General features: G+C 32.0%; 16 protein-coding genes and 1 pseudogene. 12 read left to right on the forward strand and 5 right to left on the reverse strand.

The genetic code is table 11. From position 1 onward, the window contains the following. Positions 1 to 418 precede the first annotated feature (418 nt). Entirely contained in the window at positions 419 to 3559 is a 3141-nt protein-coding gene (locus tag ACKTSW_RS06835) for a M43 family zinc metalloprotease (RefSeq protein ID WP_408024531.1), read from the forward strand. Positions 3560 to 3614: 55 nt separating this feature from the next. On the opposite strand, the gene ACKTSW_RS06840 is transcribed toward ACKTSW_RS06835, so the two are convergent. Continuing rightward, a complete protein-coding gene (locus ACKTSW_RS06840; RefSeq protein ID WP_408024532.1) occupies positions 3615 to 4085 on the reverse strand; it encodes a CYTH domain-containing protein in 471 nt (156 codons plus the stop codon). Between the two features lie 94 nt (positions 4086 to 4179). On the opposite strand from ACKTSW_RS06840, the gene recO reads away from it, so the two are divergent. The 3 genes from recO to ACKTSW_RS06855 are packed head-to-tail and all read left to right on the forward strand — an operon-like array spanning position 4180 to position 7674. Further along, positions 4180 to 4902 (forward strand): DNA repair protein RecO, encoded by a 723-nt coding sequence (gene recO, locus ACKTSW_RS06845; RefSeq protein WP_408024533.1) that lies wholly within the window; start codon positions 4180 to 4182, stop codon positions 4900 to 4902. Between the two features lies 1 nt (position 4903). Next, entirely contained in the window at positions 4904 to 7369 is a 2466-nt protein-coding gene (locus ACKTSW_RS06850; RefSeq protein WP_408024534.1) for a TonB-dependent receptor, read from the forward strand. An 11-nt stretch (positions 7370 to 7380) separates the two neighbouring features. Further along, on the forward strand, positions 7381 to 7674 hold the full coding sequence (locus tag ACKTSW_RS06855; protein ID WP_408024535.1) for a DUF3817 domain-containing protein: 294 nt from the start codon (positions 7381 to 7383) through the stop codon (positions 7672 to 7674). A 55-nt stretch (positions 7675 to 7729) separates the two neighbouring features. Here the strand turns inward: ACKTSW_RS06855 and moaD are convergent, their stop codons facing one another. The 3 genes from moaD to ACKTSW_RS06870 all read right to left on the reverse strand — a co-directional run bounded on the left by moaD (position 7730) and on the right by ACKTSW_RS06870 (position 13177). After that, a complete protein-coding gene (gene moaD, locus ACKTSW_RS06860; RefSeq protein ID WP_408024536.1) occupies positions 7730 to 7972 on the reverse strand; it encodes a molybdopterin converting factor subunit 1 in 243 nt (80 codons plus the stop codon). Positions 7973 to 7981: 9 nt separating this feature from the next. Then, on the reverse strand, positions 7982 to 10447 hold the full coding sequence (locus ACKTSW_RS06865) for a DUF5686 family protein (RefSeq protein WP_408024537.1): 2466 nt from the start codon (positions 10445 to 10447) through the stop codon (positions 7982 to 7984). Between the two features lie 129 nt (positions 10448 to 10576). Then, positions 10577 to 13177 carry an AsmA-like C-terminal region-containing protein gene (locus ACKTSW_RS06870; protein ID WP_408024538.1) on the reverse strand — a complete coding sequence of 867 codons (2601 nt, stop codon included), beginning with the start codon at positions 13175 to 13177 and terminating at the stop codon, positions 10577 to 10579. A gap of 119 nt (positions 13178 to 13296) precedes the next feature. On the opposite strand from ACKTSW_RS06870, the gene queG reads away from it, so the two are divergent. Beyond that, positions 13297 to 14223, forward strand: a complete 927-nt coding sequence (queG, locus tag ACKTSW_RS06875; protein WP_408024539.1) for a tRNA epoxyqueuosine(34) reductase QueG — start codon at positions 13297 to 13299, stop codon at positions 14221 to 14223. A gap of 35 nt (positions 14224 to 14258) precedes the next feature. On the opposite strand, the gene ACKTSW_RS06880 is transcribed toward queG, so the two are convergent. Then, positions 14259 to 14876 (reverse strand): PAS domain-containing protein, encoded by a 618-nt coding sequence (locus ACKTSW_RS06880; RefSeq protein ID WP_408024540.1) that lies wholly within the window; start codon positions 14874 to 14876, stop codon positions 14259 to 14261. 139 nt (positions 14877 to 15015) lie between these two features. Here ACKTSW_RS06880 and ACKTSW_RS06885 point away from each other — a divergent pair, with 139 nt between their 5' ends. The 7 genes and pseudogenes from ACKTSW_RS06885 to ACKTSW_RS06915 all read left to right on the forward strand — a co-directional run. Next, positions 15016 to 17310 carry an NADP-dependent malic enzyme gene (locus ACKTSW_RS06885; RefSeq protein WP_408024541.1) on the forward strand — a complete coding sequence of 765 codons (2295 nt, stop codon included), beginning with the start codon at positions 15016 to 15018 and terminating at the stop codon, positions 17308 to 17310. A 64-nt stretch (positions 17311 to 17374) separates the two neighbouring features. After that, complete coding sequence (gene ruvA, locus ACKTSW_RS06890) at positions 17375 to 17956, forward strand: Holliday junction branch migration protein RuvA (RefSeq protein WP_408024542.1); 582 nt, start codon at positions 17375 to 17377, stop codon at positions 17954 to 17956. Positions 17957 to 17977: 21 nt separating this feature from the next. Next, entirely contained in the window at positions 17978 to 25060 is a 7083-nt protein-coding gene (gene sov / locus ACKTSW_RS06895; RefSeq protein ID WP_408024543.1) for a T9SS outer membrane translocon Sov/SprA, read from the forward strand. A gap of 25 nt (positions 25061 to 25085) precedes the next feature. After that, the gene (gene gcvH, locus ACKTSW_RS06900; RefSeq protein WP_408024544.1) at positions 25086 to 25466 is read left to right on the forward strand and encodes a glycine cleavage system protein GcvH; all 381 of its coding nucleotides are present in this window, start codon (positions 25086 to 25088) and stop codon (positions 25464 to 25466) included. Beyond that, the gene (locus tag ACKTSW_RS06905) at positions 25432 to 25809 is read left to right on the forward strand and encodes a VanZ family protein (protein WP_408024545.1); all 378 of its coding nucleotides are present in this window, start codon (positions 25432 to 25434) and stop codon (positions 25807 to 25809) included. Before gcvH ends, ACKTSW_RS06905 begins: the two co-directional genes overlap by 35 nt. 63 nt (positions 25810 to 25872) lie before the next feature. Next, the gene (locus ACKTSW_RS06910) at positions 25873 to 26595 is read left to right on the forward strand and encodes an energy transducer TonB (protein ID WP_408024546.1); all 723 of its coding nucleotides are present in this window, start codon (positions 25873 to 25875) and stop codon (positions 26593 to 26595) included. Positions 26596 to 26699: 104 nt separating this feature from the next. After that, positions 26700 to 26848: pseudogene (locus ACKTSW_RS06915) on the forward strand (IS3 family transposase); the annotation flags it as partial.

Consider the following 26848-nt stretch of genomic DNA (forward strand, 5'->3'; position numbering starts at 1 on the left):
AAACTTTTTTACAGGCAAATTTGATAAATTACCAACAGTTTTATATTTGTTAATTGAGTGGTAGGTACTTTTTGTTATAAAACCATGTAATGGAAAATTTATCAAGTAAAGGACTACAAACACTTTTCTTAGAAGGGATTTTTTATACAGTTGGCGCCATTTTTTATTTTATTTAAAAATTAAAATATAATCATGCAATCTTTCATATTTTTTTGTTTCTTAGAAGTTTAAGTCATTTTTTAGCTGTTTTTTACGTAGTTTAATTGTGTTTTGTTATTAAAAAAAATAAAATAGCTATAAAATTAAGGTTAAAATAATGTCAATAGATAATTTTTTACCTGGATTGGTTAGTATTGTATTGTATTGATTTGTTTTATAACTGTAGGTTTGTTTTTAAGTAATTTAAAATCATACAATTATGAAACAAACTATTTTGTTACCCTTCTTCTTTTTGTTGTTTTTCTGTGTTGAAGCTGTGTTGGCTCAAGACTGTAAAGTTACAAGTGAAAATCAAAAGGTATTTTTAAAATACCCAGAATCAAAAAAAGAATTTGACAAGTTTAATAACTACACAAAAAATGTAGTTAGAAAAAAACAAACTTCGCTTTTTAATAAAGCTGGAGAGACCTATGCCATTCCGGTGGTTGTACATGTTTATGGCTCAGTTCAACATGGACTAACTGTAACGTATGATAAAATAAAAGTTGCATTAGATAAACTGAATGAGGATTTCAACGGACTTAATGATGACTTCAATACTGTTGATCCTGTTTTTTCAGGAAGACGAGGTACTCTAAGTATTCGATTTGCTTTGGCAAAAATAGATCCTAATGGAGGAAGTACCAATGGTGTAGTATTTCATCCAGAAAAAGCAGGGTATGGAAACGGCTCAGGTTATGATGCACAAATAGCAGCAGATGCTTGGGATAACTATAAGTACATGAACGTGTACATTATGGGAGATTTGTATGCAGACGGGAGTGCAACAAACTCAGGTGTTGCTTGGTATCCAAATACTTCAATGTCTGATAATAACACTGCTAGAGTGGTCTATAACGGGCGTTACATTCACGGAAATACGAATAAAGAATTTGCTTCAGTATTAACGCATGAGTTTGGTCATTGGTTAAACCTTATACACACGTTTGAAGGTGGATGTAATGATTCAAATGGTGATTATGTGGAAGATACTCCAAAAGAAGATTCTAATTCTGGAGATGATGGTTGTACGGTTGGAGCAAGTGATTGTGGCAATTTAATTAACTATGAAAATTACATGGGATATGATGCTGCTGCTGGTTGTGGAAAAATGTTTACACAAGGGCAAATAAATAGAATGTTAACTGCATTGCAGCACCCGGCTCGTAAACCATTGTGGCAATCTGAAAACTTAACAGCTACAGGAGTAAATTTAAATGGTGGATCTCTGATAGTAGATTCTACTACAGTAGAAGAAACACTGTCAAATGATGGTTCAATAGTTGATGAGGCTAAAAACATATCTATAGAAGGAACAACTTTCTCAGTTTCTTCAGGGAATTTAATTTCTGGAACTCATTTTGATGCCAACCCGCCCCAAGGTTTGTCAGTTCAAATAACAGCACTTAATAATAAAACGCTAAGTGTGAAATTTACAGGACAAGCAACAAACCACTCTGAATTAAATAATACAACAGGTTCTGTTATATTTAAAGATGCTGCAATTTCAGGAGGAACGTCCTCTCTAAACTCTAATAAAGTAACGTTTAATTTCTCTTTTTACGATCCTTACAAAGTGGTGTATTTTGATAATCAAGATTACACAGCAGATTCAGGAAATACCTGGACGTTTTTTACAATAGAGGGCGCTAGTAATAATAGGTTTGGAACTTTTTATGAGAACAACTCATTGATATTAGAAACATATAAAAAAGCATTAGTGTGTCAATCTGGAACTAGAAATGTGAAACCAATTGAGATGAATACAGTGATTGATCAACAAAGTTCTTGGGTTGATGGAGGAGCATATCCCGATTTGCATGTAATTAGAAATGCTAATTACTCTTCTTGGGATGGTAAAACTGCTTACATAGGGTTTCAATTAGAGTTATATCCAGGAAAAATGAATTACGGTTGGTTTAGAGTTAGTGTTAATAACAATGGTGCTTCATATAGTTTACTAGATTATGCATATAGCACTGAGCCTTTTGGAGCCATCAAAGCAGGAAGTAAGGTTTGGGATGGAAATACTGGAGCTACATGTAACGATGGAATCCAAAATGGAGATGAAACAGGTGTAGATTGTGGTGGTTCATGTGAACCTTGTACCGTAATATATTGTGATTCTAATGGAAAGAGTGTAAATGATGAATTCATAAGTAAAGTTGAATTAAATACCATTAGCAATAGTTCATCAGGATCAAGCGATGGATATACAGATTATACATCCATGATATCAACTAAACTATCAAAAGAAGGTGATTATTCAATAACCATAACACCGAGCTGGACTAGTACTGTTTATTCTGAAGGATATAGTGTTTGGATTGATTACAATCAAGATGGTGATTTTACAGATGTAGGAGAACAAGTTTGGACTAAAACAGCTTCAAAAGATACTTCTGTAACAGGTCAGTTTTCAATTCCTAGTACTGCTAAATTAGGAAGTACAAGGATGAGAGTGTCTATGAAATATAACGGTATACCAACATCTTGTGAATCATTTAATTATGGTGAAGTTGAAGATTATAAAATAACGATAAATGGAGACTCTCTTCCAACTTGTGACGATGGAATTCAAAATGGAGATGAAACAGGAGTTGATTGTGGAGGTAGCTGTACACCATGTAGAGGGAATGATGAAATAGTATATGTAGATATTCCAGACCTAACCGTGAGTGCTAGTAATACGTGGGAGTTTTTCAGAATTGAAGTAGGAGAAGATGCAGATTATGGAGCATGGTACACAAGCAATTCTGTGCGATTAGAAACATATAATAAAGAAATTGTTTGTGAAGGAACAACAAGTAATGTGTCCTATTTAGAGGAAGGTATTTCTGTTGGAGCATCAAGTAATTTTGTGACAAGTTCTAGCCCTTATACGGTTAGCTCGTCCAATTATACGTCGTGGGATGGAAAGACTGGTTTCATTGGATTTACTTTTAAAATAAATGGAAATATACATTATGGATGGTTTCACATTGCGGTAGCAAATGATGGACAATCTTATACATTAACAGATTACGCCTACAACAAAACAGCAAACTTGCCAATTACAACTGTGACAAGAAGTGGAGTTGTAGGGCCTAACGATGAAAAGTCAAATGATAGTGGAGTTATCTCTGCAATACCCAATCCATTTGTGTCACAAACAAAAATTGATGTTTCTAGTATTTCAAAAGATGGAGCTATTCGATTAGATGTGTATGATTTATTGGGAAGACTTATACATAGTAAAGAGGTTCAATCACCTTCTACATTCATACGAATAGATGATGGTGTGTTAAAGAATCAAGGAATGTACTTATTAAAAATACAATCAGGAAAACAAGTAAAAACTCTTAGCATTCTAAAAAAATAAGAAGAGAGTTTTATTAGGGGAGTAAAAGCTGTTTGGAAGATTTTCAAACAGCTTTTTACCATTTATTATAGGGTAGTTTACTTAAGTTGGAGTTGTAGTATTTGGCAATTCCAGTAACTTCTTCACCTAACCATTCAGGTTTTGAAAAATGTTCGTTTTCATCTTCTAACTCCACTTCGGCAATAAGTAAACCGTTATTGTCTCCTAAAAATTCATCTACTTCAAAAGTATGATTGTCAATATTTACTAAGTATCGATACTTTTCAATAATACCTTTTTCACATAAATTAAAAAGACTTTCGGCTTCATTTTTATCAATCTCTTTTTCCCATTCAAAACGAGTTGTTCCATTAGCGTTTGATGCTCCTTTAATAGTTAAAAAACCAGTATCATCTTTTAAACGAACTCGTACAACTCTTTCTTTATTTGAATTTAGAAATCCTTGTTTTATATAGTTTTTTTGAAAAGCTTTTTGTTTAAAATCAGTAGATTTTACCAAGAATTTTCGTTCTATTTCTGTTGTCATACTAAAGGAGTCATTTTTACACGAATGTACCATTTTTGTTGATATTATTAAATATCTTTGATTAATGATTTTACAAGAAATAAACTTTAGCTAAATGGCAATTGTTACTACAAAAGCCATTGTTTTAAGCGCATTGAAATATGGAGACACTAGTTTAATTGTTAAGTGTTTTACTTTGCAAGAAGGGCTTAAATCATACATGATAAAAGGAGTACTAAAAGCCAAAAAAGGAAAGTTAAAGCCGGCATATTTTCAACCCTTAACTCAATTAAACCTTACAGGAAATCATAGCAATAAAAATTCGTTGCATTCTATTAAGGAAGTTCAGGTAATTCACCCTTATGAAACTATTTATACTTCTGTGGTAAAACAAACTATTGTGCTTTTTTTGTCAGAAGTATTATCTCATATTCTTCAAGAAGAAGAAGAAAATATAGCGTTATATAGCTATATTGAAACATCTTTGATTTGGCTTGATACACACAATGAAGTAGCAAACTTTCACTTACTCTTTTTGTTGAATTTAACAAGATATTTAGGGTTTTATCCAGATACGTCTAATATTGATAAACAGGTATTCAATTTATTAGAAGGTAGGTTTACCAATACAGAGTATAAAAAATTAACACTTTCAGGAAGAGAAATAATACTTTTTAAAAACCTTTTAGGCATAAATTTTGATGCAATAAACTCAATTTCTTATTCAAAAAAAGAAAGACAAATAATTCTTCGAATAATAGTTCAGTATTATGAATTACATTTGGAGGGATTTAAAAAACCTAAATCATTAGATGTTTTAGAAACCGTATTTAATTAATATGAAGCAAATAATTACTGTATTTTTTTTACTATTTATAACCACAATTTTTTCTCAAACCATTACTGTTATTGATGCTGAAACAGGCAAACCTGTAGAGGCTGTTGCTGTTTTTAATAAAAGTAAAACAACGTCAGCAGTAAGTGATGAATTAGGAAAGGTTGACGTTTCTGACTTTAAGAGCAATGAGTTACTTACGTTTACACATGTGTCTTATGCTGAATATCAAGAAAAAAAATCAGTAATAAAAAGGAATAACTATCATGTTTATTTATCAAAAAACTCAGAGCAGTTAGATGAGGTAGTTGTTTCCGTTTTTAAGAATAGAGAAAAAACGAATCGTATTGCAGAACAAATAGCAGTGGTTTCTTCTAAAGAAATAGAAAAACTATCACCACAAACTTCAGCAGATTTATTAGCGAGTGTTCCTGGAATTAAAGTTCAGAAATCACAGTTTGGAGGAGGAAGTCCTGTTTTACGTGGAATGGAAAGTAATCGAGTACTTTTAGTGGTTGACGGTGTTCGTATGAATAACGCTATTTATAGAAAAGGACACTTACAAAGCTCAATAACAGTAGCTCCTAACTTATTAGATAGAACAGAAGTCGTTTTTGGACCGTCATCAGTAATCTATGGTTCAGATGCACTAGGAGGTGTTATACATTATTACACTAAGACGCCAAAGCTATCTGAGAAAGAAAAAGAAATAAAAGGAAATACTTTTTTAAGATATAGCTCAGTAAATAACGAGGTAACCAATGTAGTCTCAGCTGAGCTTAGATTTAAAAAATGGGCGTCTTTTACAAGTGTAGCTCATAGTAATTTTGGAGATTTAAAAATGGGAAAAAATCGTTCTCATGGTTTTAAAGATTGGGGCAAAGTACCTTTTTACTCTAACAATACCAGTACTTTTTATAACGACACACCAGTAGCTAATTCTGACCAAAACCTACAAAGAAACACAGGTTACAGTCAAACAGACGTATTGCAAAAGTTTTATGTACCTTTTTCAAAAAGTACAGATTTTAAATTAAATATTCAATACTCAACTTCTTCTGATATACCTCGTTTTGACAAGTTGACAGAGTTGAAAAAAGGAAGTTTAAAGTTTGCTGAATGGTATTATGGACCTCAAGAACGTTTGTTAATATCTCCACAGTTAATTATCAATCCAAAGAAAAAATGGATGGATAATGGAACCATTACTTTAGCGTATCAAAACACAAAGGAAAGTCGTATTCAACGTAAGTTTGGAAGTTTAGATAGGTCTTATAGAGAAGAAAAAGTTGATGTTTTTAGTTTGAATGGAGATTTTACAGTTCCGCTAGCAGAAAATAGAAATTTAGGATATGGAATTGAAATTGCATATAATGATGTAGCGTCAAACTCTTATGGAAAAACATTGCGCGTTAATGGTAATAATATCATTAGCTTTGATGGTGATTTTGTAGTTCAATCTCGTTATCCTGATGGGGGAAGTAGTTATTTGAGCTCTGCTTTTTATGTAGATTACCGTCAAGATATCAATAGTAAATCAACCTTAAATACAGGTATAAGAGGAACAAATACAGTATTGAAAGCAAAGTGGTTGGATGAAACTTTTATCGATATTCCTCAAAATGATATTCAGCTAGATAATCAATCGTTAACAGCAACCATAGGGTATGTATACAAGCCTAATAAAACATGGCAGTTAAATACAGTATTATCTTCTGGTTTTAGATCGCCAAATATTGATGATGTAGGAAAGATAAGAGAGAAGAACGGAAAAGTAACTATACCAAATACTAGTTTAAAACCAGAACACGCATATAATGCTGAAATAGGTGCTCAAAAATATTTTAATAATAGAAAATTTAGAGTTGAGGCAAATGTGTATTATACTTTATTGAATAACTACATTTACAGAGAAAATTTTGAATTGAATGGAAATTCAACTATTGAGTATGATGGAGAAGATGGAGCCATTGTTGCTAATGTAAATAAAGGAACAGCTTATGTTACGGGTGCTACAGTAAGTTATCAAGGTAAACTACATAAAAACTGGAATACTTCTGGGTTTGTTACTTATACCTATGGTAAAACGTATGATACCAATGAACCAATGTCGTCTATTCCACCGTTATTTAGTCGTTTTGATTTGAGTTATGTAAACAAGAAGATTGAAGGCGGAGCTAACTTAGTTTTTAATGTAAAGAAAGATATTTCAGACTATAATATAACTGAAGGTATTGATAATCATGAACAAACACCAATTGTTAACGTGAATGCTACCGAAGATATTAATAAATACTACGGAAGCCCTAGTTGGATGACTGTTGGATTGTACGGTAAATTCCAGTTTACAAAAAATATAGCTTTACAAGCACAATTGTCTAACTTATTTGACGAGCACTATAAAGAATTTGCCTCGGGAGTTTCAGCTGCTGGACGTAATATTTCAGTATCTTTGCTAACCAATTTTTAAGTAAAAATTCAATGATTAATTTTTTTAAGTTAGTAAGTTTATTAGAAGGAATATCTTATATTTTATTACTTTTTATAGCAGTCCCAATAAAATACTTACAAGGAAATCCAGAGTATGTTAAAATGCTTGGTATGCCTCACGGATTGTTATTTGTAGGATACATAGTATTGGCAATCATGTTAAAGTACGAGTTAAATTGGAATGGTAAAACTTTCGGAATTGTTTGTTTACTTTCTATTTTACCTTTCGGAACATTTTTCGTTGGAAGATATCTTAAAGAAGAGGGAGATTATAAAAAGTCTTAAGTCGCAATATGAAGTAATCTCTTAGTTTAAAAGATTACTGTGTATTATAATAAAATTACCCCCCACTTACTGGTGGAATAATTGCAATTATATCATTTTCTTGTATCAATGTTTCATCGGTTGCATAATTTTGGTTAATCGCCACTGCATATGAACTCATTTTTTGTAACTCGGGAAATTCATTAGAAAGAAATTCTTTAAAACTAGCAACAGTACTTTTGCTAGGAAGTTTAATTTCTAGTGAAGAGTTATCAACTAAGTCTCTGGCCATACCAAAAAATAGAATGCTTATTTTCATATAACAAATCTACAATTTTATCCCGAAAACAACTCTATTTTCAGATTTTCCATTAAAGTAAGAGCGAGCAAAATCTACACGTAAAAAGCGCCATTTTCCAATACCAACATTATCTAAACCAATAGCAAACTCCGAATAAGGTTTGTTTCCTGCTGTAAATAATCCTTTTGCTCCAGTAACTAAATGAAAGTTAAGTTTATTTAACAAAGGAACTTTACTTAATAATGCTCCTTTAAAATTATATTCTCCATGAAGCTCAGCATATTTATCATTAGAACTTAATTGATAATATGGTAACATATAAAAGTTGTTCAAATAGTTGTCTTTTGGGGCTATTAACAAGCGATTTCCGTTAAAATGAGCATAATCTATAAACGGAACATCTTTTTTCTCTAAAAACATACCTCCTTTTGCTTTGTAAGCAAATTCACCCCAGTTACTAAAGTTGATCTGTTGATACAATTGAGAAAAAATCACATCAGAATTCCATTCAGAGTTCCCTGAACCAAAGTTTTTTAGATAGCCAATATATAGCGACGGGTACTTAGTACTAGGAATGTTATATTTTCCATTAGGATATGATAAGTATTTTTGTCCAAAATTAATATCTGCTCCTACCGAAAAAGTCCACATTTGATGAGGTATAAAACCTGTTGAAAAATCAACAGGATTTTGCGGATTATTAGAAGTATAGTTTACATCGTCTTGCGGAAACATTACATAATCGGTTGTATTAAATAATGGCTTTCTATCTGCAAATTCTAAAGAAGAAAACATGCGTATTCCGTTCGTTACTTCTTGTGAAAAGGTTGCTTTAGCAAATGTCTTTTCATATATTTTTAAATAATTCCTTTCAAAACCAATAGAGCTTATCGTGTTCCAAAACTTAGAAATGGGTTGTTTTGGGTTGAACTGTGGTGTAGCAATTCCTCCAGAAATTGTTAAAACAGGTCGTGTAGTATTATTCCAACGATAGTTGAAGTTGGCTGTAGGTCGCACTTTTTTCTCTGAAAAACCATAATTAATATCAGCCCCAATACTAAAACGTTTCCCTTTTTTGTTAAGCGATTTTCGGTAGTTAAAACCTAAAGAAGAATTCCACCCTTGAACAGTGTTGAAATTAAGGTTTTCAATAGGAGAAGAGGTGCTTATCGACCACTTGTTGTAGGAGTCTTGGTAAGTATAACCAGAAAGAATATCCAACGGTTTAAACTTATTGTTTTTAGTGTCAATAGAATCTAAATATTTCTTAGATTTTCGAATGGTTTTTATACTGTCTTTCAATTTGTAATCTGATATTTCTTCAGAAGTTAAAGTTACAGGACGAATTTTTTTCCAATATATTGAATCCTTTTCTGTAGCATTTTCAGCAAATGAAAGCACTTCGTTGCCAAAAGTATCTTCAGTAAAGTTAGGACTGAAATTATAGTTAGAATAAGCAGCAGAAAATCGACCGTTAAAATGAAAACCAAACAAACCAGCTTTAAAATCTATAGTTTGTGTAACGGGTACCCAAGCTTTGTTTTTAGTGGAGAAATTATAGTTTTGCTTAATATGTAGTGAATCTACAATAGGCAAGCTTATTTGAGCACCAGTAACAATAACATCAGCACCATAAATAGCCCAATCATCTTCAACAATATAAATAAAACCACTAAAAACCCGATCGTTTTTACGTTTTGGTAAAAGTTGAATTTTGTTAATTAGTTTTCCGTTTTTATCATAAAAAACACCTGTTAATTTATAGTTGTAATAACCAAATGCACCATTAGCAATAGGAGAAATAACTTTAACATCAGCTAAATCAAAAGAATTTTCATAAAAGTTAAAGTTTACTTCTTCTGCTTGATTAAAACTAATGCCGTTATCTTGCCCACTAACTTTTGAAGCTATAATATACTCTTTAAAGTTTTTAGGCCTTTTTTGAAAAGCGATTTTCGATACAGTTTCAGAAAGGTACACCACACCACTTCGAGTTGAGTCTAACCCACCACCCATATCGCCAATATCTTGTCCTAAAAACTTTTTCGGTAAATCCTTTACCTTAAACAAGCCGCGAGAATAAAAATCGGCAGTATACTCAGCAAACCTATCCGTGTTTTTGGCCTTATTAGCAATAGCATTTCTAATAATTTTGTTAGCAGGGTTTTCTTCAGAAGAAACTATAACTTCATCTAAGGTAACCTCTTCTTCAGCTAAAACAACATTTAATATAAAAGGAAAAGAGTTGATTTCAACCGTTTTTTTAATGGTTTTATACCCTAACATTTGAAATATTACAGTGTGCTGCCCCGTTGAGTTAAAAGCTAATTCATAGTCGCCATTTGTGTTGGTTGTGGTACCTGTAATAGTATTTTCTAAATATACACTTACAAAAGAAATAGGTTGGTTTTTAGTACTGGTAACCTTTCCTGTAATTTGAGAAAAAGTAAGTGAAGAGCATATTAGAAATAAAAATGTAGTTATAATTTTCATAGTCAGTTAGTTGTTAGTAACAAACATAAAAGAAGAACTTTGTAAAGTGTATTTAAAAAGTGTTAAATAACTTACAAAGTTCTCTTAATATAATATAAGACTATGAAAAAGAAAAAATGTTACAAAAGATTATTTAACAGTATCTTTTTGCTGCTTTTTCTTCTTTTTTCCGAATAAACCACCTAAAACGTCTGTTACCTTTTTAACGGTTTCCTCTTTTTTGTTGGTTGTGCTGGTACTATCTTTCTTTTTGTTACCTAATAAACCACCTATAGTGTTGTTTACTAATTTGTCTTTTTGTTGTTGAACTAACTGCTGACTTAATTTAGTAACCGATGAAGATAAATCTGTTTTTACACTAGGATTTGTCATATTGCCTGCAATACTAGCAGTAACAGGAACAGTTATATTTTGTTGGTCTTTAGCGCTTAATTTTGAAAGTAACCCTTGTGCTTCATTACCTAAATATTTGGCAGGAACGTTTAACGTAACGTTGTAGTTCATTGTTTTGTCAAACCCGTGACTACCACCAACGGTAATACCAATGTCGTTATATTTTAAATCAAAAGGCTTTACAACCACTTTCCCTTCTTTAAAAGATAAATGTGTTTTTATATCAGATAAATCTAGTTTTGATAAATCCATAAAAGATAACTTATCATTTAATAAACTTAAAGCTTTTGTTTTTTGTGGATTGATACTAGTCGTTAATAATTCAGCAAGAGCTTTACCAGAAACAGAAGCTAAGTTAGGTGTAAAATCATCATTTAAACTTCCGGCTAAGTCAATGTCAGAATTTAATTTACCACTCATAGCACCTGCAATAGGACTTATTGATTGTAGTAAATCAAGACTAGTAAATGATTGAGCAATATCAAAAGATTTGATACCTAACTTCATATCGAATGTAGGTTTCTTTTGTTGTGTGTTAACTTCTCCATTTAAAGCGATTTGACCATTAAAAATACTAGCATTCATGTTTTGTAAAATGGCTTTTTCATCTTTTAAAAGAAGTATTCCTTTTACATTTTTTAAAGTCAAATTATCGTAATATACAGTTTTAGCGTTTGCAGAAACAGCACAATCTAAAAATGCAGGAATTTTTAAAGATTCAGTTGGTGTATCTTTTTTAGAGTCATCTTCTTTGTTTTTGACAGCTTCAGGATTTTCTTGCATAAAATCACTTACATAAAAGTTGTTTGAATTCAGCTTGAAGTTTCCACGTAACTTTTTGTCAGAAAGTAAAAAACCTAATAAGTTTTTAAGTGTTCCAGTAGCATTTAAATCACTTTTTCCAGTAGTAGCATCAAACTTTGTTAAGCTAACAGTACCAGGGGTAAAATTGACAACTGTATTTTTAATGTGAAGAGGGTTTACAACATCTTCCGACGAAAAAACAAAGTCGCTTACTTCCATTTTTCCGTTATTTTTAATGCGGTTTAAAGTATTATTTTCAATAGCTTTTATGTCGAACTCTGTATGTAAATCTGCCTTTAAAATTCCACTTAACTCATTTTCTAAACTAATAGGATAAGCTTTGTTAATATTAGCAAGGTTTAAAACACCTTTTAAACTAGCATTTATTTTTGGGTTGGTAGTTAAGTTGTATATATTTCCTTTTCCAGAAAAAGTATCTTGATCAATCTTAAAAGAAAGACCATTAATAGTAACAAACGTGTTTTCAGTTTTACCAGTAGTATTTTTTATTTGTGCATCAATATTAATGTTTTGAACACTTTTTGGTAAATCAGGATATTTAAATGAGGCATTGTTAGACTTCATAGAAATATCTAACTTCGGAATATGGTTATCATCGATAATTCCGTTTACCTTTCCATTTACACTAAAGTTACCTGTAGTACTTACGTCAGAAATACTTTTAGTATAGGTTACTGGAATTAACCCTAAAAAGTTTTTAAAGTCAGAAGACGGAGTTTTGAAGTTGATATCAACCTCTTGGTTTTTCTCATTAACTTTAACAAAACCGTCAAAAACTAATGGAAGGTTATTTAATTTGGCTTCATTTTTTAAGAAAGAAAACTTCATATTAGTTAAGTCCATTCCTAAAATAGCATCCAATTCAATTTTTTGATTTTTAGCATACGAGTTTCCATCCATTCCGAAAGAAACTAAAGTAGATGTTTGCGTATCTAGTTCAGTATTTGATTGAGAAAAATCACCACTTCCACTATGATTTAATTCAGTTAGTTCAAGGTTCAATTTACCTTGTTCATCATTGTATTTTACAGTAGCATTGTTAATAGCATAAGAATTAATAGATAGTCCAAAAGTAGATGGTTCTTCCTCTTTTGTCTCTTCTTTTTCAGAAGGTTTAGCAATATCATAGTTGGCATTTCCTTTTTTATCAACTAATACATTTACTAAAGCATCATCAATAGTAAATGATTTGATGTTTAATTGTTCAGAAGAAGCCTTAAAAAGCTCCGTAAGTTTTAGTGCTAAATTTACCTCTTTGGCATATACTAAAGTATCACCTTCAAAAGGAGCGTTATTAATAACCGTTAGGTTAGATAATTGAACTGATGCATTTGGAAAATTTCTAAGTAGGCTTAAGCTAGAATCGCTAAAATCAACTTTGGCATTTACGTTGTTGTTAATGGTAGTTTTTACCAAGTTCATCACTTTATCTTGAAATAGTAGGGGAATACTAACCAAAAGGATGAAGAAAAAAACTACAATACCTAATACTATTTTATATATCTTTTTCATAATGAATAAAGTTTGTCATGTAATACTAACCAACAAAGTTCAACAATTATTTGTAAATAGAAAGCGAATAAAATTATAAATTTTCTTTTGGTAATTTTGTATAGACAAAATAGTGTGTTTTGATAAGAAAACAACAATATTCAAACTTTATAAAAGAACAAGCTAAACGATTAGGCTTCTTGGAATGCGGCTTTGCTAAAGCTGATTTTTTAGAAGAAGAAGCCCCGCGATTGGAAAAATGGTTAAAAAACGACTATCATGGAGAGATGCACTATATGGAAAATCATTTTGATAAGCGTTTAGATCCTCGATTGTTGGTAGATGGTGCCAAATCAGTAATCTCTTTATCATATAATTATTTTCCTTCTAAAATTCAGGAAGAAGGAAGTTATAAGATTTCAAAATATGCGTATGGACAAGATTATCATTTTATCATTAAAGATAAACTACGTGAACTATTACAGTTGATTAATGATGAAATAGGAGAAGTTTCAGGTCGTTGTTTTGTAGATTCGGCCCCAGTTATGGAGCGTGCTTGGGCTGAGAAATCAGGGCTTGGTTGGAATGGGAAACATTCGTTATTAATTCAGAAGCAACAAGGTTCATTTTTCTTTTTAGCGGAATTAATTATCGATTTAGAATTAGAATATGATGCACCTTATAAAACAGATCATTGTGGTAGTTGTACTCGTTGTATCGATGCATGTCCAACACAAGCTATTTTGCCTAACAATACAGTTGATGGTAGTAAGTGTATTTCATATGCAACTATTGAGTTAAAAGATGCAATTCCTTCAGAATTTAAAGGAAAAATGCAAGATTGGATGTTTGGTTGTGATGTGTGTCAAGATGTATGTCCTTGGAATCGTTTTTCACAACCACACGAAGAAAGCTTATTTGAACCTCAAGAAAATTTATTACAAATGACAAAACGTGATTGGCAAGAGTTAACACAAGAAACCTTTAGTAAGGTGTTCAAGAAATCGGCAGTAAAGCGTACTAAGTTTTCTGGGTTGCTAAGAAACATTGACTTTATAAAAAAGTAAAATAGCTTTTAAAAGCTATTTTACTTTTTTTTTAATTACTTAGGATTAGTTTCTCCAAAAAAGAACCAGTTTAATCCTTTTTTAATAGGGCTTGTTTCGTTCTTAATTTTTTCAGTTTTCTCTTTAGAAAGCTCTTCGTTAAATAATTTGACTACAAACTCATTGTAAGATTTACCAACTTCTTCTTTTAAATATGCATTAAAGTACATTTCACTTGCCTTCTCTCCTTTAAGTTTCTCTATATCAAGAAGCGTTTTGTATAAAGGTTCTATTTTTTTTATAACTCCATTTGGAACAGCTTTTCTTCTAGCCGTATACCCAACAACTTTTCCTTCTTCATCTTTATCTATACTAAAATCAGTAATAACCCAATAATATTTGCCAGTTCTTGTTAGGTTTTTAACAATAGCATGGAAGTTTTCTCCCTTTTTAAGAGTATCCCATAATACCTTAAAAACAACTTTAGGCATGTCAGGATGGCGAATTATATTATGAGGTTCTCCTACTAATTCTATAGTACTATACTCACAGGTATTAGAAAAAACATCATTAGCATAAAGTATTGTTCCATAAACGTCAGTTTTGCTTACAATAGTTTTTGTTTTGTCCCATTGTACTTCTTCGTCGATAATTTGTCTCAGGGGGGTATTCATATATTTTATTTTTTGGTTTAACATTAAGGCAAAGGTGGGAAGGAATTTAAAGAATAAATATGACTTTTATCAGGTTGTAAATTCTTTCACGTCAGAACAAAATGTATATTTGTAAGTTCAAACAAACAAGAACGAACCTATGAGAGATTCTAGAAAAAGGCATGAAGCACTACTTTATCATGCCAAACCGAAGCCAGGAAAAATAGCAGTAGTACCTACCAAAAAATATGCAACCCAACATGATTTATCGTTAGCATATTCACCTGGTGTAGCAGAGCCTTGTTTAGAAATAGCTAAAGATAAAAACAACGTTTATAAATATACAGCAAAAGGTAATTTAGTAGCGGTTATATCTAATGGAACAGCGGTTTTAGGATTAGGAGATATTGGTCCTGAAGCGTCTAAGCCAGTAATGGAGGGAAAAGGATTATTATTTAAAATTTTTGCTGATATAGATGTTTTTGATATTGAAGTAGATGCAACAGATGTAGATAAGTTTGTTGAAACTGTTAAGGCAATAGCCCCAACTTTTGGAGGAATAAATTTAGAAGATATTAAAGCTCCAGAAGCTTTTGAAATAGAAAGACGATTAAAGGAGGAATTAGATATTCCTGTAATGCATGATGATCAACATGGTACAGCAATCATATCTGCAGCTGCTTTAAAAAATGCACTAGAAATTAATAAAAAAAAATTAGAAGAGGTTAACATAGTAGTTAATGGAGCTGGAGCAGCAGCTATTTCATGTACACGCTTGTATTTAGCTTTAGGGGTTAAACGCGAAAATGTAGTAATGTGTGATAGTAAAGGAGTTATAAGGAAAGATCGAGATAATCTCACCTCACAAAAAGCAGAATTTGCAACAGATAAAGACTTAAACACGTTAGAAGAAGCCATGTTAAATGCAGATGTATTTATTGGTTTGTCTAAAGGGAATGTAGTGAGTCCTGAAATGCTATTGTCGATGGCGAAGAACCCCATTGTTTTTGCAATGGCAAATCCTGAACCTGAAATAACTTACGATTTAGCTATCGAAACCAGAGAAGATATTATTATGGCAACAGGAAGATCAGATAATCCTAATCAAGTGAATAATGTACTAGGGTTTCCTTTTATTTTCCGTGGCGCATTAGATGTACGTGCAAAAAAGATTAATGAAGAAATGAAAATGGCTGCGGTACATGCATTGGCAGATTTAGCAAAAAAATCGGTACCAGAACAGGTAAATATTGTATATGATGAGGTAAGTTTATCTTTTGGAAAAGAGTATATTATACCTAAACCATTTGATCCAAGGTTAATTTATGAAATTCCACCAGCAATTGCAAAAGCAGCAATGGATTCTGGCGTAGCACAAGAACCTATTGATGATTGGGATAAGTATAGAGATGAGTTAATGGATCGTTCCGGAACAGGAAGTAAAGAAGTAAGACTGTTACATAACCGAGCAAAGAAAAACCCAAAGAGATTGGTATTTGCTGAAGCAGACCATTTAGATGTGTTAAAAGCAGCACAAAGGGTATATGAAGAAAAAATTGGTAAGCCAATTTTATTAGGGAGAAGAGAAGTTATATTAGAATTAAAAGCAGAATTGGGCTTTGATGCTGATGTACCAATCATAGATCCAAAAACAGACGAAGAAGAAGAACGAAGAAATCGTTATGCTGAAATATTTTGGAAGTCAAGACAGCGAAAAGGAGTTACTTTTTTAGAAGCTCAAAAATGGATGCGTGAACGTAACTATTTTGCAGCTATGATGGTGAATTCTGGAGAAGCAGATGCGTTAATAACAGGATACTCAAGACCTTATCCTTCTGTAGTGAAGCCGATGTTAGAGTTAATTGAAAAAGATCAAGGTGTAACAAGGGTTGCTGCTACTAATATGATGTTAACAAAACAAGGTCCTATATTTTTAGCAGACACAACAATCAATATTAATCCAACAGCAAAAGATTTAGCTAAGATTACACAATTAACATCAGTGTTGGCTAAAATGTTTGGAATGAAACCTCATGTTGCAATGTTAGGTTTTTCAAACTTTGGGTCATCAAAATCTGAAAGTTCAATTAAAATTAGAGAAGCAGTTTCTTACATTCACCGTAATTATCCTAATGTTGTAGTAGATGGTGAGTTGCAAGCAGATTTTGCTTTAAATCCTGAATTATTAGCAAAAGAGTTTCCTTTTTCAAAATTAAATGGAAAAAGAGCAAACGTTTTGATTTTTCCTAACTTAGAATCAGCAAATATTACCTATAAGTTAATGAAAGCTGTCGATGAAGTAGAAACAATAGGACCAATTTTACTAGGAATGAGTAAACCAGTACATATCTTGCAATTAGGGGCAAGTGTTGATGAAATGGTAAATATGGCAGCAGTTGCTGTAGTAGATGCTCAAAATAAAGAAATGAAAGCTAAAAATAAGGTTTCTCAATAGGTTGTAGACAAATTTTTTTAGAAAAAAAAATTGTCTATTTTAGGCGAATAGAAAAAGTGGCTGAATGATAACACAAATTAAAGGAAAACTTGAGGAAAAAAATCCTACATATGCCGTTGTAGATTGTAACGGAGTAGGGTACTTAATGCATATTTCTTTAAACACATATTCATCATTACCAAATGATGAATATGTGTTGTTGTATACACACTTATCTGTTAGGGAAGACGCACATACACTATATGGTTTTTCAACAAAAATTGAAAGAGAAGTTTTTCGATTGTTAACATCAGTTTCTGGAGTAGGCCCTAGCACAGCAAGAACTATGCTTTCTTCGATGACTTCAGAGGAGGTTTCACAAGCAATAGCTTCCGGAAATGTCAAGTTAATTCAATCAGTTAAGGGAATAGGAGCCAAAACAGCACAACGAGTAATTGTAGACTTAAAAGATAAGGTTTTAAAAACCTTTGATGTTGACGAAGTTTCTGTGATACAGAACAATACAAATAAAGAAGAAGCGTTATCTGCTTTAGAAGTTCTTGGGTTTGCTCGGAAGCAGGCCGATAAGGTTATTAGTAATTTATTAAAAGAAACACCTGATGCAAGTGTTGAGATACTTATTAAACAGGCGTTAAAAAAAATATAAAAAAAGTTGGAGAAAGCAGTTATGAATAGACTACTTACAACACTTGCTATTTTAGTAAGTGTTGTTTCGTTTTCACAAAATACTCAAAATAACAGTACAAAAACTGTAAAAAATGATACTGTAATTCCCCTTAAATATAATTTTAAATACAACCAAAATGGTACTCTTTATTTAAGTAACCCTACACAGAAAATAGTTACTTACGATAAGGCTTTAAATAAGTTTATGGTTGTTGAAAAAATAGGTGACTATTATATTGGAACTCCTATTTTTATGACCCCTAAAGAGTATGATGAATATCGATTTAAAAACGACCTAAAAGAATATTTTAAAGAAAAAGTAGATGCAACCAATCCTAAAAAGAAAGGAAGTGAAGCTGCACGTAAAAACTTACTTCCTAAGTATTATGTAAATTCTAAATTTTTCGAATCTGTTTTTGGAGGTAACACTGTTGAGGTAAACCCAACAGGGCAAATAAATATTAAACTAGGAGGAGTATACCAAAATAATGAAAATCCTCAAATTTCGGTAGAAAACCAAAGTAGTTTTACATTTGATTTTGATCAACAAATTAGTGCAAGTTTACAAGCGAAGGTAGGAAAGCGATTAAAAGTAACGGCGAATTATGATACCCAATCTACTTTTGATTTTCAAAATGTCATCAAATTAGAATATAGCCCTACAGAAGATGACATTATTAGAAATATAGAGGCGGGTAATATAAGCATGCCTATAAAAAACTCCTTAATTAATGGTGCACAGTCACTTTTTGGTGTAAAAACAGAGTTACAGTTTGGTAAAACATATATAACAACAGCTTTCTCACAACAAAATTCACAGTCTAAAACAGTAGTTGCCGAAGGAGGAGCAACCATAGAACCGTTTGAATTGCGAGCTTCAGATTACGATAATGATCGACATTTCTTTTTATCACAGTATTTTAGAGAAAATTATAAAGAAGCCTTAGAAAACTATCCTTTAATTAATAGTCCAATAAATATTACTAGGGTTGAAGTATGGGTAACGAACAGAAATCAAAATGTAAGCGACTATCGTAGTATTGTTGCTTTTGCCGATTTAGGAGAATCTGAAGATTTTAATGAGGTGAACCCTTCAGAGATAACAACAATACCAGGAGCAATATCAGTCAATTCTAAAATTTTACCATATAATGGGGTAAATAATTTAAGTTCTCTATTGGCTGCAAATTCAGGAGGAGTTAGAGACGTTGCAACAATAGACAATGCTATTAATGGAGTTGGGATACCACCACGACAAGGTTTTAACTATTCTTATTTACAGAACGCTCGTAGATTACAGCCTAATGAATTTAAATTACAACCACAATTAGGGTTTATTTCATTAAATAGACGATTAAATGATGGAGAAGTATTAGCTGTAGCTTTTGAATATACTGTAGTAGGTGCCTCTGGTGGAGAAACTGTATTTAAAGTAGGAGAATTCTCTAATGATGGAGTTATAGCACCTGCAAATATTGTAGTTAAGTTATTACGTAGTGAAATTTTAAATACAACAAGACCTGGGGATGATACAGAAGCTTTCCCAACGTGGAGATTGATGATGAAAAATATATATGCTTTAGGAGCTTTTCCATTACAACGTGATGGATTTCGTTTTGAGTTATTATATAGAGATGATGAAACAGGGACTTTACAAAACACATTACAAAATGCGCAAACTCCTGGAATAACAGATAAACCATTGTTGCGTATCTTAAATTTAGATAAATTAGACCAAAGTGAATATGCTGTTCCTAATGGAGATGGTTTCTTTGATTATGTAGAAGGAATAACAGTGAATTCTGAAAGAGGATATATTTTATTTCCTGAACCAGAACCATTTGGAAATGATTTAAAAGATGAGCTTACCAACCCAGTAGATCAAGACAAATATGTGTTTGAAGAGCTATATTTGACCACGAAAATTCAAGCAAAGAATGAATATCAAAACTTAGATAAATTCTTTTTAAAGGGATATTTTAAATCAGAAACAAGTAGAGGTATTTCTTTAGGAGCCTTCAACGTTCCGAGAGGTTCGGTACGAGTTACTGCAGGAGGAAGACAATTGGTAGAAGGGATAGATTATGTGGTAGATTATCAATTAGGACGCGTGCAAATTCTAGACCCAGGTTTAGAGGCTTCAGGAATACCCATCAATGCTTCTGTAGAAAACAATACTTTTTTTAACCAACAAAGAAAAACATTTTTTGGAGTAGATATTGAACACCGTTTTTCTGATGATTTTATTTTAGGAGGAACTTTTTTAAACGTTAGTGAAAAACCAATTACACCAAAGGTGAATTTTGGAGGAGAACCTATAGATAATGTGATGTTAGGGTTAAATTTAGACTATTCTTCTGAAGTACCCTATTTAACAAAATTAGCTAACAAATTACCATTTGTTGAAACAGAAGTACCTTCCAATGTTTCTGTACGAGCTGATATAGCATATTTATTACCAGGTTCTCCAAGTGGTATCAATGTAGATGGCACTGCAACCTCTTATTTAGATGATTTTGAAGCTTCCCAAATACCAATCAACTTAAACTCACCACAACAATGGTTTTTGGCAAGTACGCCAGAATCACAAGGGTTTGATGGAGGTGCTTTTGGTTTAGAGTACAACTATAAGAGAGGGAAATTAGCATGGTATAATATTGATCAATTATTTTATGGAGGTGGAAACAGACCAAGTAATATTGATGAAAATGAACTATCGAGAGATGAAGTCCGTCAAATTCGGTACAACGAATTGTTTCCAAATACTGACTTAGATATTACACAACAAAATTTAGTTAGAACGTTAGATTTAGCGTATTACCCTGCAGAAAGAGGTCCATACAATTATAATGAAAATGCTAATACGATAACTGCTGAAGAACGTTGGGGAGGAATAATGAGATCATTAACTACCAATAATTTTGAACAAGCAAATGTTGAATACATTCAGTTTTGGTTAATGGATCCTTATGAAAATTATTCTATTACAACCGAAGAAGGCTTGCCAGTAGGAATTAATCCAAATGATCCCACAAATCAGGTAGGGAAATTATTTATAAACCTTGGAAATGTCTCTGAAGATATTTTAAAGGACGGAAGGAAGCAGTATGAAAATGGGTTGCCTGCTGATGGACAAAAAGCAGATGGAGGTAATGTTCGTACGTCTATTTGGGGAGATACTCCAATTAATCCATCAATTTTATATGCTTTTGATTCTAGTAACGATGCAAGAATAAACCAAGATATTGGTTTAGATGGATTAAGCGATGAGGAGGAGAAAATTAAATTCCCAGCATTTGCAGGATTAGATGATCCGGCAGGAGATAACTTTCAGTTTTTTAGAGGAGGAGCTATTGAGAGTATAGATCCGTCAGTTTTATCTCGTTATAAAAATTATAATGGAACCGAAGGTAATTCACCTACAGCAAGTCAATCAAACGAATCTTACCCTACATCTTCAACAACGTATCCAGATACGGAAGACATCAATAAAGATCAAACGATGAACCCTGTGAACAGTTATTTTGAGTACGAAGTGTCTCTTAATAAATCAGATTTACAGTTAGGACAAAATCATATTATCGATATAAAAACACAAGATGTAACACTTTTAAACGGAGCCACAAGAACTACGAAATGGTATCAATTTAGAATTCCTGTAAGAAATGTTACCGATGCTCAAAAAATTAATGGAATTACCGATTTTAATAGTATTCGTTTTATACGAATGTTTCTAACCCAATTTAGAATGCCTGTGGTGTTACGTTTTGGAGAGTTAGAATTAGTGAGAGGAGATTGGCGTCGTTACACAAAAACATTGCCAGATACTGGAGTTCCAGTTGATTTAGATTCAGATGAATTAAACAAGTTTGAAGTAGGAGTTGTGAGTATTGAGCAAAATCAAGACCGTTATAAACTTCCACCAGGAATTCAAAGAGAACGATTACAAGGAACAAATAGAATACAACGCCAAAATGAACAATCGGTAACTTTAAAAATAACTGATTTAGAGGCTGACGAAGCTAGGACTATTTATAAAAACATTAGTATTGATATGCGTAGGTATAAGAAATTACGTATGTTTTTGCACGCAGAAACCCCTAATACTCCAGCTGCTGCCAATGATGATGAAATGGTAGCGATTATTCGTTTAGGTACCGATTTAAATGATAATTATTACGAAATAGAAAAACCTTTAAAACTATCAACGTCGAATACTTCATCTTTAGATGTTTGGCCTAAAGAAAACAACTTAGATATTCCTTTAGAAGAATTAGCAAATTTAAAAATAGAAAGACCAACAGGAACAGGAACAAGTATTACAGATGTATTTACTTCAACCAGTTCTAATGGTTTAACAATATCAGTAAAAGGAAATCCAACGTTAGCACAAGTAAGAACAGTAATGTTAGGAGTTAAAAATTCTACAGTTACAGATAAAACAGTTGAGGTTTGGTTTAACGAATTAAGAGCTGTTGAATTTGATAATAAAGGAGGTTGGGCAGCTGTGGTAAATGCAGACGCAAATATGGCTGATGTGCTAGATATATCATTAGCAGGAAGAATGTCAACCGTTGGTTTTGGAAATGTAGAAGATCGTGTACAACAAAGAAGTATTGAAGAAATAAAGCAATATAGTATAGCTACGAATGTTCAATTAGGAAAAATGATGCCTAAAAAATGGAACATGCAAGTACCAATGAGTTATAGCTATGGAGAAGAGTTCAGAGATCCGAAGTATGATCCTCAATTTCAGGATGTACCATTAGAAGATGCTGTTGATAAAAACCCAAACAGTAAGAATTCACAAGACTATACGAGAAGAAAAAGTATTAGCTTTATAAATGTAAAAAAGAATAGAAATCCAGAAAGCAAGAAAAAACCTAAATTTTATGATGTAGAAAACTTTTCTGCTTCATATTCACACAGTGAAGAGTTTCATAAAGATTATAATATTGAAAAATACGAGAATAAAAATGTAATGGCCGGGGCTAGTTATAACTTTAACTTTACTTCTTTCAATATTGAACCTTTTAAAAAGTCAGAAACATTTAAAGGTAAGTATTTACAATTTATAAAAGATTTAAATTTTAACCCTGTACCAAAAACAATAGCATTAAATTCAAGAATTAATAGAAACTATAACAGTCAACAGTCTAGAAATTTAATTCAAAATATTGGCTTAACAGCCCAACCAGAACTTGTACAAAGAAGGTTTTTATTTAATTGGGATTATACGATAGGTTTCGATTTAACAAAATCATTACAATTAAACTTTAATGCAACCAATAATTACATCTACGATAGTTTTGGAGAAGATGAGCAGTTGGAAGTATACGATCAATTTTTTAGTATAGGAAGGCCCGATAACTACCACCAAAAGCTAAATGCGACTTACAAATTACCATTAGATAAATTTCCGTTTTTAAAGTTTATTAGTGCAGATTATGGCTATACTGCTGATTTTGATTGGAAGGCAGGATCACAAAGTTACGTAGAGCAGATTGGAAACATGATTCAAAATGCCAATACACACAACTTAAATACGAATTTAGATTTTGGACGCTTTTATAAAACTTTAGGGTTAGATAAATTGTTGCTAAAAGGAACAAAAAAACTCCCCACCCAAAAAGGAAAGGCAACTCTAGGAGGAAGCCAAGTGGCTCAAAAAGCAAAGCTTAAAAAGAAAGCTTCTTTTGGGCAAAAATTAGCAAAAGGAGTATATGACGTGTTAACATCTGTAAAAAGAGCAAAAATTAGCTACTCACAAAACAATGGAACTTTATTGCAAGGATATAAACCCTCAGTTGGTTTATTCGGAAGAAATAGTTTTGATGGAGGTTTAGCCCCAACCTTGGGGTTTGTTTTTGGTAGCCAAACAGATATTTTAAATAGAGCAATTGAAAATGGATGGTTAATTACTAGAAACTCTGGAGAAGATTATTACAGTAAGAACTATGCTAAAACAAGGTATAAGAAGTTAGATTATAATGTATCAGTAAAACCATTTAAAGATTTAACTATTGATTTACGTGGAAACAGAATTCAAACAAGTAATTTATCACAACAGTTAGATGTTGTTTCAAATGGTAGTGGAGGTTTTGAACAAGATCCTAATATTAAACCTTTTGAAACGGGAAACTACAGTATAAGTCATTTTATGTTAGGAACAGTTTTTACCGATAATGAAGAACTGTATCAGAAGTTTTTAGAGTATAGACAAACAATTTCAGGAAGAATAGCTAAAGAAGAAGGAATAGCTGTGAACGACCCTGATTCTGAAAGTAACAATCCGGGATTTAAAACGAATGGGCAGCAAGCTATGTTACCAGCATTTATTGCCGCATATTCAGGAAATAGCCCGAATTCAGTAAGCACAGGAATCTTTAAAAATATACCAATTCCGAATTGGACACTACGTTACAATGGGTTTATGAAAAATAAGTGGTTTAAGAAAAACTTTAGCTCATTTACATTATCACACGGTTACAAATCGTCTTATACCATAGGTAATTACACTAATAATCTACAGTACGATTCAAATACACCAACAAATACAAATACTTCTGGTAATTATCAACCAGAACTCTTAATTTCGTCCGCAACTTTAATTGATGAATTTTCACCATTAATAAAAGTTGATTTTAGAATGAAAAATTCAATTTCATTTAAAGGAGAGGTGAGAAGAGATAGAACATTAACATTAAACTTTAACAACAATACTTTAACAGATATAAAAGGAACAGAATATGTTTTAGGATTTGGATATAAGATTAGAGATGTTAAATTTGTCACCAGATTTACAGGGAAGAAAGAAACCTTAAAAGGAGATATAAATCTAAGAGCAGATATTTCGTTAAGAGATAATTTAACGTTAATAAGAAGTGTTGATGAAGAAAATAGTCAGATTACAGGAGGAGAGAAATTATTTGGATTAAAATTCATTGCAGATTATAATTTAAGTAGCAACTTAACAGCATCTTTTTATTATAACCATCAAACGTTTGAGTATGCAGTTTCTACCACTTTTCCAAGACAATCTATTAATGCAGGAATTAATTTAGTATACAACTTAGGAAATTAAAACAAACACTATAAAAATAATTACAATGAACATTCCATCAGAATTAAAGTACACCAAAGACCACGAATGGGTTAAAGTAGAAAATGGTGTAGCAACTATTGGTATTACTGATTTTGCACAAGGAGAGTTAGGAGATGTCGTATACGTTGACGTTGATACGTTAGATGAAGAACTAGATACTGAAGAGGTTTTCGGTTCTGTAGAAGCTGTAAAAACAGTTTCAGACCTATTTATGCCTTTATCAGGAGAGGTAGTTGAGTTTAATGAAGCATTAGAAGACGAACCAGAATTGGTAAATTCAGATCCTTATGGAAAAGGATGGATGATAAAAGTAAAATTATCAGACGATTCACAAGTAGCAGACCTATTAAGTGACCAAGCGTATAAAGAACTTATTAAAGGATAAACTAACCATAATAGCAATACTAATAACATTAAGTATTGCTATTATTAGTTTAATCAAACTAGGAAAAGTACCCATACAAATTACTCATATAGATAAGTTAGAGCATGTTTTTGCTTACTTCGTATTAAGTTTGGTATGGTTGTTAGCTTTAAAAGCAACAAAAATTAATAAATATATTATTATTTTTTGTTGTTTTCTTTACGGCATAATTATTGAAGCTTTACAAATTACAGTAACCTCGTATAGATCGGGAGAGATTTTAGATATAATAGCAAACTCGACAGGTATTTTAATAGCTTTTATTATTTATAACTATTTTTTTAAGAAAAAAAAAGCTATTTAAAGATTAAGCTTGTAAAAGTTGAAATAAATTAATTAAATTAGCGAACTATTAAAAACATTTAGGATGGAAATTAAGAAAAATCCAAAATCAAACTTAGAGAATTATAGTAAACTATTTATCCAAATAGGTTTGGTTTTTGCTTTATTTGTAACGTATGTTGCTATTGAAAATAAAACATATGATAAAGAGTATGGAGAGTTAGGTATGGCTAATATGGCTTCTGATATTGAAGAAGAAACTATCGAACTTCAAATTGAACCACCAAAACCAAAACCAAGTACACCACCACCACCAGCTCCTGAAAAAATTGAAGTAGTAGAAGACGAGAAGGAAGTAGAAGAAACAGTTATTGAATCTACTGAGACCGATGAATCTGAAGAAATCGTTGTTGAAGATATTGAAGAGGTTGAAGAGATAGAGGAAGTGGTAGAAGATGTACCTTTCGCTATTATTGAAGAGGTTCCTGTATTTCCAGGTTGTACTGGCACAAAAGCTCAAAAGAAAGCATGTTTAAACAAGCAATTACAAAAGCACGTTCAACGTAACTTTAATGCAGAACTAGCTAATGAGTTAGGTTTATCACCAGGAAAGAAAAGAATCTATGTTCAATTTAAGATTGACAAGGATGGTTCTATCACAAGTGTTGCTGCTAGAGCTCCGCATCCAAGATTAAAAAAGGAAGCAGAGAGAGTTGCTAGAAAGATACCAAAAATGCAACCAGGTAGACAAAGAGGTAGAGCAGTAAGAGTTGGTTACACGTTACCTATTACATTTAACGTAGAGTAATAACTACTTATGTATAAAAAAATAAAAAAAGCAACCCTAAATGGGTTGCTTTTTTTATTGGCATTGTCCCGTCCTGAAATAAGTTGACACAAAATCGACTTATTATGAGTAAAGGAGTAAACAAGCGGGTTAAGCGCACCCAACGCGATTACAATTTAGGCTTTAAATTAGCCTTAGTAGCCGAGGTAGAAAAAGGCAACTACACCTATAAGCAGGTACAAAAAGTCTATGGTATTCAAGGTAGGAGTACTGT

The organism is Tenacibaculum sediminilitoris (assembly GCF_964513795.1).
Lineage (GTDB): Bacteria > Bacteroidota > Bacteroidia > Flavobacteriales > Flavobacteriaceae > Polaribacter > Polaribacter sediminilitoris.

What these genes read in the sequence shown, in the direction of transcription:
- ACKTSW_RS06855 (WP_408024535.1), top strand. Translation starts at nt 7,381, where the DNA reads ATGATTAATTTTTTTAAGTTAGTAAGTTTATTAGAAGGAATATCTTAT.
- ACKTSW_RS06835 (WP_408024531.1), top strand. Translation starts at nt 419, where the DNA reads ATGAAACAAACTATTTTGTTACCCTTCTTCTTTTTGTTGTTTTTCTGT.
- ACKTSW_RS06870 (WP_408024538.1), bottom strand. Translation starts at nt 13,177, where the DNA reads ATGAAAAAGATATATAAAATAGTATTAGGTATTGTAGTTTTTTTCTTC.
- gcvH (WP_408024544.1), top strand. Translation starts at nt 25,086, where the DNA reads ATGAACATTCCATCAGAATTAAAGTACACCAAAGACCACGAATGGGTT.
- ACKTSW_RS06850 (WP_408024534.1), top strand. Translation starts at nt 4,904, where the DNA reads ATGAAGCAAATAATTACTGTATTTTTTTTACTATTTATAACCACAATT.
- moaD (WP_408024536.1), bottom strand. Translation starts at nt 7,972, where the DNA reads ATGAAAATAAGCATTCTATTTTTTGGTATGGCCAGAGACTTAGTTGAT.
- ACKTSW_RS06840 (WP_408024532.1), bottom strand. Translation starts at nt 4,085, where the DNA reads ATGACAACAGAAATAGAACGAAAATTCTTGGTAAAATCTACTGATTTT.
- ACKTSW_RS06910 (WP_408024546.1), top strand. Translation starts at nt 25,873, where the DNA reads ATGGAAATTAAGAAAAATCCAAAATCAAACTTAGAGAATTATAGTAAA.
- ACKTSW_RS06880 (WP_408024540.1), bottom strand. Translation starts at nt 14,876, where the DNA reads ATGAATACCCCCCTGAGACAAATTATCGACGAAGAAGTACAATGGGAC.
- ACKTSW_RS06865 (WP_408024537.1), bottom strand. Translation starts at nt 10,447, where the DNA reads ATGAAAATTATAACTACATTTTTATTTCTAATATGCTCTTCACTTACT.
- sov (WP_408024543.1), top strand. Translation starts at nt 17,978, where the DNA reads ATGAATAGACTACTTACAACACTTGCTATTTTAGTAAGTGTTGTTTCG.
- ACKTSW_RS06885 (WP_408024541.1), top strand. Translation starts at nt 15,016, where the DNA reads ATGAGAGATTCTAGAAAAAGGCATGAAGCACTACTTTATCATGCCAAA.
- ruvA (WP_408024542.1), top strand. Translation starts at nt 17,375, where the DNA reads ATGATAACACAAATTAAAGGAAAACTTGAGGAAAAAAATCCTACATAT.
- recO (WP_408024533.1), top strand. Translation starts at nt 4,180, where the DNA reads ATGGCAATTGTTACTACAAAAGCCATTGTTTTAAGCGCATTGAAATAT.